The 14,278-nt window shown below is 71.6% G+C and carries 7 protein-coding genes (1 of these 7 cut by a window edge); 6 read left to right on the forward strand and 1 reads right to left on the reverse strand.

Annotated elements, in window-relative coordinates; genetic code table 11:
* From ABZ738_RS06365 to ABZ738_RS06390, 6 genes are all read left to right on the forward strand, one after another.
* Nucleotides 1–4,208, forward strand: the 3' end of a protein-coding gene (locus tag ABZ738_RS06365; RefSeq protein WP_357211498.1) for a hypothetical protein. 47,293 nt of this gene lie to the left of the window's left edge; the window shows 4,208 of its 51,501 coding nt (coding positions 47,294–51,501); the start codon falls outside the window, past its left edge; it ends in the stop codon at nucleotides 4,206–4,208.
* Between the two features lie 64 nt (nucleotides 4,209–4,272).
* Nucleotides 4,273–6,375, forward strand: coding sequence for a hypothetical protein (locus ABZ738_RS06370; RefSeq protein ID WP_350696016.1), 2,103 nt, complete (start codon nucleotides 4,273–4,275; stop codon nucleotides 6,373–6,375).
* 73 nt (nucleotides 6,376–6,448) lie between these two features.
* Nucleotides 6,449–10,498: a type VII secretion protein EccCb gene (gene eccCb, locus ABZ738_RS06375; protein ID WP_357211502.1), complete on the forward strand. Its 4,050-nt coding sequence runs from the start codon at nucleotides 6,449–6,451 to the stop codon at nucleotides 10,496–10,498.
* Between the two features lie 563 nt (nucleotides 10,499–11,061).
* On the forward strand, nucleotides 11,062–11,349 hold the full coding sequence (locus tag ABZ738_RS06380) for a YbaB/EbfC family nucleoid-associated protein (RefSeq protein WP_161594869.1): 288 nt from the start codon (nucleotides 11,062–11,064) through the stop codon (nucleotides 11,347–11,349).
* Nucleotides 11,350–11,358: 9 nt separating this feature from the next.
* Nucleotides 11,359–12,060 carry a hypothetical protein gene (locus ABZ738_RS06385; RefSeq protein WP_176092457.1) on the forward strand — a complete coding sequence of 234 codons (702 nt, stop codon included), beginning with the start codon at nucleotides 11,359–11,361 and terminating at the stop codon, nucleotides 12,058–12,060.
* Between the two features lie 41 nt (nucleotides 12,061–12,101).
* The gene (locus ABZ738_RS06390; RefSeq protein WP_131051006.1) at nucleotides 12,102–13,550 is read left to right on the forward strand and encodes a hypothetical protein; all 1,449 of its coding nucleotides are present in this window, start codon (nucleotides 12,102–12,104) and stop codon (nucleotides 13,548–13,550) included.
* A gap of 10 nt (nucleotides 13,551–13,560) precedes the next feature.
* Here ABZ738_RS06390 and ABZ738_RS06395 read toward each other — a convergent pair whose 3' ends face one another.
* Nucleotides 13,561–14,259 (reverse strand): response regulator transcription factor, encoded by a 699-nt coding sequence (locus tag ABZ738_RS06395; protein ID WP_131051007.1) that lies wholly within the window; start codon nucleotides 14,257–14,259, stop codon nucleotides 13,561–13,563.
* Between the last annotated feature and the right edge of the window lie 19 nt (nucleotides 14,260–14,278).

Raw genomic sequence — 14,278 nt, forward strand, 5'->3', positions numbered from 1 at the left:
CCTGGTCACACCTGGCCGAGGCGGTCGGTGTCGACCCGCGCCGCCCCTCGGCCCTGCTCGACGCCGGTTTCGTCGCCGCGCTCGCGTACGGCATCGGTGGGTTGAGCTGGCCCCGGCTGACCGCAGCCGGACGCCTCCTCGCCCTGGACGGACCGACCGGCGGCGTGGATCCGGCCCGTCTCACCGCCCTCGTACACCGGCTGTGGGGCCTGCCCGCACCGGCGCCGGACGAGCCGCTGGCGTTCGACTGGCTGGTGACGGCGCTGGAGTTGGCCACCGGGGCGGTCGACGCCGACGACCTGGCCAGGCGGGTGACGCAGACGCACGCGACAATCGACGACTGGATCGGCTCGGCGCGGCCCTCGTCGGAGGGACGGGTGTGGACGCTCGGCGGTGTCCGTGCCGAGGAGCCGTCGCCGGACGGGGTGGTGGTCGGCTACCCGGCCCGCGAGGACGGCAGGCCCCGGCAGCAGGACCCAGCGGTGGGGGTACCCGGTGGTGCGGCCTGGCTGACGGTGCTGCTCGACCGGCTGCGGGCCGCCGACCCGGACGCGTTCGACGGGCCGGTGGTGTTCCGGCCGGTCGGCCTTGGTGCCCGGTGGTTCCCGAAGCTGTGGTCCCAGGCCGGCGAGTTGGATCATCGGCTCGGGCTGCGCTTCCAGGTGCAGCCGCCGCGATCGCTGACGGCGGCTGATGACGAGGTGGAGATCGGGCCGGCGACCGGTACGGGATCGGCGTCCGCGCTCGTCCGGCACCGTGCCCTGGTCGAGCTGACGCGGCTGGCGTCGGGCACGAACGCGCTGGCCGACACGGCCCGACGGGAGACGGTCCGGCTGGGGCGCCGGACGGCGGCACAGCTCGAGACCTCCGCCGTCATCTTCGTCGCCGAGCAGAGGCCGATCGGCACGACCTTCCGGCCGGTGCCGGTGGAGGTCGACGGTAGCGTCCTGCACGGCCTCGAACCGGAGACCGGCCTGCCGGACCGGGACTACCGGTGGTCGGGCAACGGCCGCTGGAGCGTCGTCAATCGTCTGCGCGGTGGGCGAGGTGGAATGGAGTGGGAGCTCCCGACGAGGCTGAGAATCCCGGGCTACACCTCTCCTCGGTATTCCCGGGAGATCGCCACGTCCGCGGCCGGGCTGCGACTCGACACCGACGGACCACATGGCGAGCATCTGGAGGTCGTCGAGCCGGCCGGACTCGTCCTCGACGACGAGGAGGTGGGCGCAGACCCGCAGGTCGTGGATGCGGCGGTGACCGAGGCGATCCGACGTACCTGGCAACCGTCCACGCTCGGCGAGGCATTCCCCGACTACTGGGTGGATCCCGTCTTCCGACGCACAGCCCTCGTCCCGACCTATCAGGACGCCATCGAGGCCCAGCACACGTACGGTGTGCCGGTTGAAGACATGTACGCCTTCCTGGCAGACCTGATCGACTACCACCGTGCGAACGCCCGACTGCGCTTTCCCTTGGCGATCGCTCTGGCCGAGGAGGGGATCTCCTTCGGCCGGCTGGTGGCAACGGAGTTCAACGGGGGGCAACTCCCTGCTCTCGGCACGCCGTCCCTGGTGACGACATTGGCCGGCTACCTGGCTCAGGAGTACATGAGAGCGAGTGCGCTCGCCACGACGATCTTCCAGCCGCACAAGCGGATGAAGGACATGCTGCTGTGGGCAACCCGGGAGACGTGGCACAGCGCGTTCATGGCGCTGCCGTACGAGCTGCGACTGTTCCTGGAATCGAATGCGGCGTCGATCGAGCAGATGTTCGCCGATCACTTCACCGCGCACCACGGCCTTCTGCTGCAGCTGAATCGGGTGCCCGGTCGAGTGGGGGAACTGCTGGACTGGCACCTTCTCAGGATCAAGGTGACGCTGCGGCAGGTGCTGGACAACATCCTTCGGCCGGATCCGGAGCGCCTGATCGGGCTCGACGAGACGCTCGGCATTCGCACTGAGTTCTCCGAGGTCGACACCGGCGAAGGACATCTCGTGCATGTCGCGCTGCGCGTTGGGGAAGCACGCTCCATCAGCCCACAGAAGGTCTGGTTCCGCTCGCAGTTGGCCGAGGACACCGAGTGGATCCGGCGACGGGCGCGGCGCGGGTACCGGAAGGTCGTCCTCGAACGCACCACCCTGAACCTGATCAACAGAGTCGATCTCGACGCGGTGGAGGCCGACGTCAGCCTGCAGATGGGACGGCTCGACCTGCTCGCCCCGAGGGCGACTGACCTGCACAGACTGTGGACCGGTGTGCGGCGCATGGTGGGTGGTCTGCAGGATCACCCCGGCAGGCTCGATGTGTCTGCGATCGCCGACGTGCTGGAGGAGATTCCGCACGGTTACCGGCCGGTCCTGGCCTTGGGCGTGCTGGAGAGCGTGAACCTGCGACTCGACCCGGGACTACGCCGTCGGATTCATCTGGTCGACGTCAGCGGCGTCGGCCTCGACGAACCGGCCTTGCTCAAGGTCCAGCGGTGGTTCCCGAAGGCGTGGCTGCGGATCGCCGACGACCAGGTGCGGTCACCGTTGGGCTTTGCGCAGATCAGTGACCGCTTCTTCGGTGTCAACAGCGCCCCGGTGCGGGTGCCCGTACGTCGAGTCGCCGACCGGTTGAAGGAACTGGCCAGAGGTGAGTACCGCCTCCCGGCGTTGGCCGCCGAGACGAGGTTGAACAACGAACCGGGCGGTGACGCGGAGCAGGTGCTGCACGACGTCGCGTACACCACCGCGGCCTTGTTCGGCCCGGAGTTCACCAAGGACGACCTCGAAACGACGGGTGTGCTGCTCCAGGTGTTGGGGCACGACCGGCGGCCAGCCTCCTGGCCACTCATCGAGGACCAGGTCGGCCGGTTGCTCGGCCCCGAGGCACCGTCGATCCCTCTGTCCGAAGCAGATCTGATGGTGCTGCACTCACTGGTCAGGCGAGCTGACACCCGGACACGGAACAGGGCGGCGCTGCGCTACTTCGTGATGTGGGCCGACAGGGTCTTCCGACACGCCCTGAAAGCGGGCGACCTCGCCCGGCTGGACCAAGCGGTGCCGACCCTGCGCTCTCAGGGCCTGAGTGGTGAGCTGGATGCCGATCAGGGTCGGGCCCGTATCGTTGTCGATGCCGTCGCCGCGTTCGGTCGAGGGGTCGACCGGTGGGCGGCCCGGGCCCGATTCGAGCGGGTGCGCTCGCTGGCGCAGCGCATCTTCGGCACGCACTTTCGAGAGTCAGACGTGGTTGGGATGTCCCGGTTGCTGACGGTTCTGCCAGCAGATCTGTCATTAACACGCATGTCTGATGTGCAGCGAGCTGTCGAGTTTCTGCTGAGGGGTGACCTCCCGTCGCTCGGCAGGATCGAGCAGGTACACCTCCGTTCGATGATCCGCCTCCTCGTCGTTTTCCCAGGCGAGATCCTGGAAAGGATCAGGTACCTGGCCCGGGACACGGTGGAGGTGTTCGGCATCGGCGCTTCAGCGGCCGCCCTGCACTCCGTGACTCGTCTCAGTCAGGTTCTCGTCACGATCACCGGAGACCGCTGGCTGGCCGGACCCAGGCTGGCGGCCGAAGTCGCAAGGTTGGGCCCGACTGCCGGTACGGCCCTGCCGGTGGCTCGAGTCGACATGCGCGCACTGGTTAACGTAGTGCTGAGCGCCGACCGGCGCGGCGTCGATCCGGCTGCCGAGGTCGTCGATCTCGTCGCCCTGGCCCGGTCAGCGTTCGGCGGGTTGGCGCGGGCCGGCGATGTCGCTCGGCTCGCCGACCTTCGACAGGCATCTTCACCGTCCGTGCGGGAGGCGGGGCGAGTCCGGGTTCTGACGAGACCCGCCGCTGATCCTGCGCTCGTGGTGGGCGGATCGGGTCCGCCTGCCGGGATGGGCGTGGCCGCAGCTCGCACCAACATGCTGCTCCGCTCCGTCGGCGGGGGAAGCTCGAAGGTGATGCGAACGCTTTCCGATCTGGTCTACGGCACGACCCTCTCCGACGCCGAACGTGCGGCGGTAGCCCTGGTGGACCGGGTCCGTGCCATTCTCGACGGCGTGCCTGGCGAGCACGCCATGCCGGTCGAACTCGTCGTCGCTCTCGAAGCGCACAAGCTGGACGCGGGCCGGTACATCCGCACGCTGGCGTTGAGCAGGCCGGAGCACCACGAACAGCTGGCCGCGCTCGCTCGATCGCTCTTCGTCTGCCCGCCGGGGACGTTCCGGCGGCCATAACGGGGACTGTCGCGCGTCCCGTCCGGGATGCCACGGTCACGGGGAGACGATGAGGAGCCGTGGCGTGGTCACCCACCTTCCCTTGATCACCCGTCCGATGGCGGAGCTCTGCGCCGACGGACGTACGGTGTTCCTGCCCGGCGGGGCGATGGCGGTCGTAACCGACGAGATCCCCACGGCGGACGACCCGTTCCTCCAGTGGGCCGCTGCCGCTGCCCGGGTCTCCGGCCCACTGGCCACTCCGTTGTTCCCGCAGGAGGACTCGGAGCTGCTGCGTCGCATGCTGGCCCGGCAGTCGGCCGAAGACCTCGACCTGACTCCGGTGCACTGGCCGGAGTCGGCCGGGCCGGTGACCCTGCCGGCTCTGGCGGAGTGGGCCGACGACCTGCGACTTCCCGCGCAGGTGCTGCGTGCCCAGCTCGACGGCGACGGCACGACGGACGAGCCGGTGCCGTACGGGCCGCATCGCGTCGTCGACCTGGACGCCGAGGGCCGGATCACCGCCCCCGGCACCGGCGTCACGGTGCGGCTGGCGCCGATGGCACACCGCGAGCCGTCGCCCTGGGCGGACGTACCCGCCGGGGCGTTGGAGATGCTGTCCGGGAAGCCGTACCTCTCCGGGCGGATCGTCTTCTCCGCCGACGGTGTCGAGGTCGGCCTGCCGGCGGCGCTGACCAACCACCGGCACCGCGCGGCACTGCGTACCCACGGCCTGCGCTTCACCTCCGGCGACGACGCCCTCGCGGCGACCGGAGCCGAGCGGGTGGACGAGCCGACCGGGTACGTCGACCTGGCGTACCGGATGGACCAGGCCGGTGCCGGCGCACACGCCGTGGTCGTCGTGGACGGCCCGGACGGCGAGTCGATCCATCTGGCGGTGAACGACGGGGCCCGCAACCTCTCGCTGCTCGGCCCGGACGGGTCGGTGCTGCTGCCCGCCACCGAATCCGGCCGGATCCGACTCGCCCTGTACCCCGGGGAGCCGGTGAGCGTCGAGGAGCGACTGATCCAGATCGCTGCGGCTTCGACTGGTAGCTCGGCCGCGGTGTCCACCGGACCTTCCTGGGCGGAGACCACCCGCAACGAGGTCGCGCTCCACACCTGGCAGGCGGCCGACGGCACGGGCCGGGTCATGGAGATCATCGGCCCGGCGGCGGCGGTGTCCACACACGACCTGGGCGTACTGGCGGAGGCGGCCGAGTACCTCGACCAGCCGATCATCGTGCTGGCCACCGAACGGCCCGGTCGGCGTCCCGCCCCGGAGCAGGTGTCGCTGCTGAACCGGCGTCTCTTCGTGCACCTGGGTGAGTCGGTCCTGGCCGGCGGTCATGACCCGGTGCCGGTCGTCTACACCCGCGCGTCCGCGTCGCCGGAACTCACCAGGGTGCTCGACGAGTACGGCGCGCCACTGGTGTACGAGGCACCCGGGCTCTCCGCGCCGGGTGCGGGCGGAATGCCGCTGCTCAACCTGGGCAGCGCGTGGACGGCGCGGCGACCGGGTGGCTCCCCGGGCGGGGGTGGCCAGACGGCACCGCCCGTCGTGGACGCGCTCAGCGTGGACCTGATCGAGGCGGCCACCGGTCTGCGCCGGGCTCCCGCGTTCACACCGCCGACCGTCCCGGTGGTGTCGTTCCTGTCCGCCTCGCTGACCGATCCGCAGGCCATCGTGTCCGGGCTGGACCGCGCCGGCCCGGCCCTGCCCGACCAGCACTCCCAGTTGCGCGATGCGGTGCACCGGGTTCCGTCCCTCGCCGGCTACCACGCGGTGCTCAGCCTGGCCAAGCCCCTGCTCCTCGACGGCCCGGCCCGGCCCGGCGGCGCGGCGGGCACCCGTGGTGCGGTTGGTGCCGGTGGCGCGGCCGGCTCCGCAGCGCAACTCGGCGCGATGGCGCCGATGCTCGCCGACCTGGCCGGGGTGTCGTTCGACGACCGGGCCAGCCACGCGATCCTGGCCGCGATCGGCGATCTGATCGAGGGCAACCGGTCGGCCGACGAGGTGACGACCGCCATCTGGGCGTTCAAGGACGACCTGCCGCGCGGCGGTGCGGTCCGGGCGAACTGGATCCGCAAGATCAATGCGCTGGTGCCGTTGGTGGCCGAGGGCCACCGGGAACCCCTCACACAGATCCAGGAGGCGATCATGACCTGTCCCGACCCGGACAGATAAGCCCGTCCCGGCGACTGAACGGGAGGTCACCCCGGCCCGTCGTGGAGGACATGAACGAGCGGAGCGTGGCCGGATGAGCCGGGTCGCCTTCCACCGTCCGGCCCGTCACATCCTTCCGGCGCTGCCGACGGACCGGATCGTGCTGCCCGTACCCCCCGAGGTGCCGGACGCCTCGACCGGTTCGCACGCCTGGAACCTGGTCCTGCCGCTGATCAGCAGCGTCGGCATGGCCGCGTACATGGTCAGCTTCGGGCAGCCGGCGACCATCATCCTCGGCTCGGTCTTCTTCTTCTCCTCGATCGCCGCCGTCGTCTTCCTCTTCCTCGGACAGCGGCGTACCCGAGGGGTCACGGCCCGCAAACAGCGCCGCCGGTACCGCAGCCACCTGCGGCTCGTGCGGGACCAGGCGCGGCAGAGCGCCAACGCGCAACGCGCCGCCTCCGCGCTCGCCAACCCCGAACCGGCCCGGCTCTGGTCGATCGGCGTCGGCGGCCACCGCGTCTGGGAACGCCGTCGCGACGACGCCGACTTCCTCCAGGTCCGGCTCGGCCGGGGTACGGTCCGACTGACCACCCCGATCGAACTCGACGCGAAGATCGACCCGCTGACCGACTACGACTGGGAGTCGCAGGAGGCCGCCGAACGACTGGTGGAACGACTCGGCGTGGTACCCGAGCAGCCGATGGTGGTCGACATCGGCCGGGCCGGGGTGATCAGCCTGCTCGGCCCACCGCCGGCCACCGCCGAGGTCGCCCGCGCTCTGCTCTGCCAGGTCAGCGTCTTCCACGCGCCGGACGACGTGCTCGTCGCGGTGGAGGCCGGCGGGGACGACCAGTGGCAGTGGGCGAAGTGGCTGCCGCACACCATCGACCCGGAACTGCGCGGCGAGGCGGGGGAGCTGTCGCTGGTCGGGGAGAGCCCCGCCGCGCTCACCGACTACCTGGAGGCCGAACTCCGACGCCGCCTCGACCAGCAGGGCAACCGGCGCCCGACCACCGGCGGACCGACCCTGCCCCGGCTGATCCTGGTGTTCACCAGCTTCGACCCGTTCTCCGAGTGGGGGCGTGGCGAGCTGATGGCCGCCCTGCTGGCCGGGGCCGGTCCGCATCTCGGCATCACGCTCGTTTTCCTGGTCCAGCGCGAGTCCGACGAACCGAGCCGGGTCAACCTGCGGCTGCGGTGTGGAGCGGACGGCCAGCTCACCACGGAGGGCAGGGCGGACCTGGTCGTCACACCCGCCACCGACTGCCACGTCGACCGGGTGAGTCTGGGCATGGCCGAGCTGGTCGCCCGGACCCTGGCACCGCTGCGGCTCAGCGACGAACGGGAGCAGGTCCTCGCCCGCACCGTTTCGCTGACCGAGATGGTGCTCGGCGGCGACCCGATGAACTCCGAGATCACCAGCCGCTGGATCGGTGCCGGTGACCCACGGCTGCTGCGCGCCCCGATCGGCACCGACGGGGACGGCCACCCGCTGGTGCTGGACATCAAGGAGTCGGCGCAGGGCGGCTCCGGCCCGCACGGCCTGATCGTCGGCGCCACCGGCTCGGGCAAGAGCGAGTTGCTGCGGACGCTCGTCACCGGCCTGGCCCTGACCCACCCGCCGGAGCTGCTCAGCTTCGTGCTGATCGACTTCAAGGGCGGCGCCGCCTTCGCCCCGTTGACCGGGCTGCCGCACGTCGCCGGTCTGATCACCAACCTGGCCGACGACGCCGCGATGATCGACCGGGTGCTCGCCGCGTTGATGGGCGAGCAGCAGCGCCGGCAACGCATGCTGCGCGACGCCGGCAACATCGACTCGGTACGCGAGTACCAGAGCCGCCGCGCGGAGGGTGCCGTCGGCACCGACGGTCGTCCGCTCGACCCGCTGCCGTACCTGCTGATCGTGGTGGACGAGTTCGGCGAACTGCTCTCCGGCCGGCCGGACTTCGCCGAGTTGTTCGTGCAGATCGGCCGGGTCGGTCGAAGCCTCGGCATGCACCTGCTGATGGCCACCCAGCGGCTGGAGGAGGGGCGACTGCGGGGCCTGGACTCCCACCTGTCCTACCGCATCTGCCTGCGTACGTTCAGCGCCAGCGAGAGCCGTACGGTGATCGGCACCACCGACGCGTACAACCTGCCGCCGATCCCCGGATCCGCGTACCTCAAGGTGGACGAGTCGATCTACCAGCGGTTCCGGGTAGCGCACGTGTCGGCCGGGTACGTCTCGGCCGAGGAACGCGAACGGGCCAGCGGTGCGAAGCCCCGCAACACCATCGCGCAGTTCCCGCTGCGGGGATTGACCCGGATGACCGAGGAAGAGCTGGACGAGCCGCCACCGGCAGCGGAGCGGGGCGGCCAGACCGAGCTGGGCATCGTGGTGGACCGGCTCACCTCGATCATCAGCCCGGTGCACCAGGTCTGGCTGCCGCCGTTGCCGAAGGCGCTCGCCCTGGACCACCTGCTCGGCCCGGTCGCCCACCACCCCGGCCGGGGCTACAGCGCGAAGCACTGGCCGATGACCGGCTCGCTGTCCGTGCCCATCGGCCTGCTCGACCTGCCGTTGAAGCAGGAGCAGGAAACGCTGATGATGGACTTCGGCGGGGCACACGGCAACATCGCGATCGTCGGCGCACCGCAGACCGGGCGCAGCACGCTGCTGCGGACCCTGATGCTCGCCGGGATGCTCACCCACAGCCCCGACGAGATGCAGTTCTACTGCGTGGACTTCGGCGGCGGCACGCTGCACACGATGGCCGAGGCGCCGCACGTCGGCTCGGTGGCCGGTCGTAGCGATCGTGACCTGGTCAGCCGCATGATCGTCGAGGTCCGGTCGCTGATCAGCGAACGGGAGCAACTGCTCCGCTCCCTCGGCCTGGACTCCATCGCCGACCTGCGGGACCTTCGCCGCGCCGGCAAACTGCCCGAGGGCGTACGCGCCGCCGACGTCTTCCTCTTCGTCGACAACTGGGGCGCGCTACGGACCGAGTTCGACTGGGCCGACCCGGTCATCAACGAGATCGCGGCCCGTGGACTCGGCGTGGGCGTACACCTGATCATCACCACCGGCCGGTGGAACGACATCCGCCCCGCCCTGCGGGACAGCATCGGCACCCGGATCGAGTTGCGCCTCAACGACCCCGCCGAGTCCGAGGTGAACCGTCGGCTCGCCGCCCGGGTGCCGGCGAAGGTGCCCGGCCGGGGGCTGAGCCTGCCGGGCGTCTACTTCCAGCTCGTCCTGCCCCGGATGGACGGCCAGGACAGCATCGACGGTCTACGCGCGGCCCAGCAGGACGTACTCGGAAAGATCGCCGCCGGGTGGTCCGGCCCCCCGGCCCCACCGGTACGCCTGCTTCCGGCACGGATCGACGCCGCCGAGGTACCCGCGCCGCCGGACGCCGCCCCGACCGCCGTACCCATCGGTATCGGCGAGTCCGACCTGAAGCCGGTGACCGTCGACCTGATCCGCGACGACCCGCACTTCCTCGTCTTCGGTGATGCCGGCTCCGGCAAGTCGACGGCCCTGCGTACCTGGCTGGCGGCGCTCTGCGCGCGCCAGTCCGCCTGGGACGCGCGGGTGGTGCTGCTCGATGCCCGGCTCTCCCTGCTCGACGCCGTGCCGCAGGACCACCTGGCCGCCTACGCCGGCGACCCGGACACCGCCAGCGCCTACGTCCAGCAGGTGGTCGCGAAGCTCACCGAGCGGCTGCCACCGGCCGGGATCAGCCCGCAGCGGCTGCGCCAGCGGGACTGGTGGGAGGGGCCGGACATCTACGTGGTGGCCGACGACTACGACCTGCTGCCCACCGGCTCCGCGGCCCCGCTCGCCCCGCTGTCCCGCTTCCTGCCGCAGGCCCGCGACATCGGCCTGCACCTGGTGCTCGCCCGCCGGGTCAGCGGCATGGCCCGCGCCATGGCCGACCCACTGCTCAACCGGGTCAAGGAGATGGGTTGCAGTGGCCTGATCCTCTCCGGCGACAGCCGAGAGGGCGTCGTGCTGGGCAACGAGCGTGCCGCCGCCCGCCCACCCGGCCGAGGAAGCCTCGTCGAGCGGTCCCAACCGGGCCGACTGATCCAGGTCGCGCTCCCGCCGCCCGTCCCGGAGACACCCGAGCAGGACGGTCCCGACACCGCCCCGGCGTGACCGCCCCGGTGTGACGTGGACGGCGTGGGAGGGCCGGCGTGACGTGGACGCGTGGATTTGCCGGGTATCGGCAGCCACGACCGTCGGCCGGCGACGACGAGCACGGGCTCACGGTCCGTCTCGGGGCCTGTCGAGCTGATAGCGGCAACGAATCACCCTGCTCGACGGCGTGAACGGTTCAGCTCGACAGGGCGACACCCGAAGTAGACGTGGCGCGCGAAGTAGACGTGGCGCGGCGGTGGCCGACTCTCTGCTTCAACGGCGGGCAATTCGCCGGATGTGTTGCGTGGAGTGAAGCAGAGCAGAGGCGGCACACCGGTGGGTACGGACGAGAGCCGGGGAAGGGGAGGGGTGGCGTCCCCATTCCGGGACGTCGGCATGGCCCCCGTATGAGCGTGCGGTGCCACGCCCTGCCGGGGTGGGTGCCGGATGAGGGACTACCGGCTGCTCCGTGTGTCCTGCGAGGCTGGGGCCATCGTCGCCGACGGCCGTGCGCGGTCGTCCGGAGGCGGATCGGCGAGGGAGGGGTTGCTGTGGTCAGCGGGCAGGCGGATTTCAGCGAGATGTTGGCTCGGACCCAGGCGCTTGAGCACGAGGTCGCCGAGCTGGCGCAGTCGATGAGCAACTCCGAGGTGGTCGGGTCGGCGGCCGGCGGGGGCGTGACGGTCACGTTGGCCGACAGCGAGTTCCAGGCGGTGTACATCGACCCGCGCGTGATGGAGACCTGCGACGCGGACGAACTGGCCGACCTGGTGCTGGCGGCGCTGCGGGACGGGACCGAGCAGTTGCGCGTGCAGGCTGCCGAGCGGATGACGCTACTGACCGAGTCGATCAGCAGGCTGGCCGGGTAACAACCGATCGTGGACCCCACCGAGGCGACGCAGACGCCGGCCCGGCGGGCGGTGCGGTGGCGGTCGGACTTCGTCACCGCGTTCGTCGAGCACGCCGGGTCGAAGCCGGCCAGCGACCGGTTGTCGGTCAGGCTACCGACGCTGATCACGGTAACCGCGGTGTGCATGCTGATCTCCCTGGTGGTGGGGATCTTCTGGCAGCTCATCAGCCCACGATCCAAGGCCGGTGCGGCGGACCCGGGCTACGTCGCGACGGCGGGCTGGGGCTGCGACACCACCAACGACCACGGGTTCGACGTGCAGGGACGGACCGACCAGTGGCGTACGGTGGCCGACGGCGGATGGTCCGAGGGCGGCTGTCGGGGTACCTTCCAGACACTGCCGATCAGCAACGACGCCGACCAGTCGGTCCAGTGGTGGTTCGTCCCGTCCACCGGCGGGCAGTGCCGAGTCGAGGTGTACGTGCCGCGTGGCACGTCCGGCGCCGGCACCTGGGTGACCAGCGTCCGCTACGAGGTGCTGGCCGGTCGCGGCGGCGCCGCGTACGCCGAGTTCGAGATGAACCAGGCGCAGAACACCGGGCGGTGGGTGGACGTCGGCGCGTTCCCGCTGCGCACCAACGAGTTGGCGGTACGCGTGACGGCGCGGGCGGCGGGCGAGGCCGACGCGCGACTCGCGGTCTCCGCCGTACGTGCCACCTGCGGCCGGTGACGGCCGCCGGCAGGTAGTGAGCCGGAAGAGGGAGGGGAACAGTGCGAGGGCTGCGCCGGATCGTCGTGGTGTGCCTGACCGCCCTGGCCGTGCTCGGGCCGGTCGGGCCGGTCCACGCCGCCCCGGCCGACACGCCGGCCGGCTCCAAGTACTACGTCGTCGGTGAACCGATCGCCGGCCAGCGCGAGTCGCTGTACGAGATCTCGGCCCGGACCCTCGGCACCGGCCGGCGGCACCTGGAGATCTTCGAGTTGACCAAAGGCCGTCCGCAGCCGGACGGTGGGCAGCTCACCGACCCGATGGTCCTGAAACCCGGCTGGGTGCTGACGCTGCCCGCCGACGCCAGCGGTCCCGGCGTCTACGACGAGTACCCGGTGGCGACGCAGGCGGCCCCGCCGGCGCCCCGGGACCTGTCGACTCCGGGACGGCAGGGCGCCCCCGTCTTCGAGGCCATCGGGGTGTTCGCGGCCGTCATGTTGTTCGCGGTGGCGGTGGCGGTGCTCCGCGGTGGGCGTGGTGCGCGAGGCGCCACGGCACCGGCGGTGTCCGCCGCCCCGCCACCCCTGTCGGACCCGCCGCCGCTCTCCGACCCGCCCGCGCCGTCGGACGCGCCACCCGTACCCGGTCACCCGGCCCGGTCCGGCCCGCCGCCGACCGACGCCGAGCGCGAGCTGGTGCTGGCCGGGGCGCACTCCTCCGCACCGCCGGTCGTGGACCCGTATCCGGCGACCGCCACGTCACGGGCCGCGTACCTCCCACCGACGGCGCCCGAGCGACCGGTGGCACCGGAACGGCCGACCGCACCCGAACGACCGGCGCGACCGTCGCTCGCCGGCCGTCTACGGCCGGTGGGGCCGCCCTCTCCGGAACTACCGCGCCGGACGCCGTCGCCGTCCCCGGTACCACCCCTGCCGGAGCCGTCCGCCGGGCCGCGTCGACCGGAGGTCGCTGTCGACGCCACCGAGCTCAGCGCCGACCTGCGGGCCGAAGGGCTCAAGCTGAGTGTCTCCCTGAACGGGGCCCGGGACGGGGCGGCAGCGCCGTTCGGCTGGTACGGCCCGGGTGAGGCACCGCCGGCCGCCACCATGCCGCTGCTGCTCGGCGACCGCGACGGCTGGCGGCTCTATGTCGACCTGGTCCGCTGCCCGGACGTGCTGACCGTCGCCGGCAACCTGCCCGACGGGCAGCGCTACGCGCGCCGGCTGATCCGGCAGGCCCTGGCCGACGGCAACGAGGTGACCGTGGTCGGGGACGTCCTCGGCGAGTCGCTGCCGAACGGATGCAGCCGGGTGGCGCAACTGTCCGACGTGGAGCCGTCGCCGACTCCGGGCATCGTGATCTGCGCCCGGCTCGCCAACGGCGACGGACGGGTGGCCCGCGAGCTGCGTACGGCCGGAGTGCAGGTGCCGGTGGTGCTCGGTGAGGTGACGCCGTCGCGCTGGTCGATCTCGGTGCGGCCGACGGAGGAGCCCGGTGTCGAGCTGTCGTGAGTGGAGTGGACTACGAGGCGGCGCGCCAGCCGTGCGACAGGTGCCCGTGGGTCAGCCGACCGTGCGTCACGCGTCCCTGGGTCACGTGACCCAACTCGATCGCCATCCGGGTCAGCTCCGCCTTGTTCGTCACGTTGAGCTTGGCCCGGATCCGCTTGGCGTACGTGTTCACGGTCGCCTGGGACAGCCCCATCCGGGTGGCGATCTGCGCGTGGGTGAGCCCGAGCGCGATCCAGCGCAGCGTCTCCACCTCGCGCGGGGCCAGTCCGTTCTCGTCGGCGTCCGCCGGGCGCGACAGGTCGGCCGCGAACCGGTCGGCCAGTTCCGCGCCGATGTGCAGCCCACCGGTGGCGACCACGCGCAACGCCAGGCGTACGTCGGGTTGCTCGGCGTACCGGGTGATCACGCCTCGGGCCCCGGCCCGGACGGCGGAGAGCAGGCCCGGCGGCTGCTCCCAGGTGGCGCAGACCAGCGGGGCGCCACGGGTGGCGAGCTTCCCGATCAGCTCCAGCACGCTCGCGCCGGGCAGCGCCGGCAGGTCGATGAAGATCACCCGGTAGTCCGCCGGTCCGGCCTGCTCCAACTCGCCGACCGAGCCGACCGAGGGGCCGAGCGCGAGGCCCGGCTCGTCCTGCACCAGCCGCTCCATCCCGACCCGCGACAACGGCTGGTCGCAGACGATCGCGACCGTACCCAGATCCTGTTCCATCGCCGTACCCCTTCTCTGC

Source organism: Micromonospora sp. NPDC047793 (genome assembly GCF_040642635.1).
In the GTDB taxonomy this organism is placed as follows: Bacteria; Actinomycetota; Actinomycetes; order Mycobacteriales; family Micromonosporaceae; genus Micromonospora.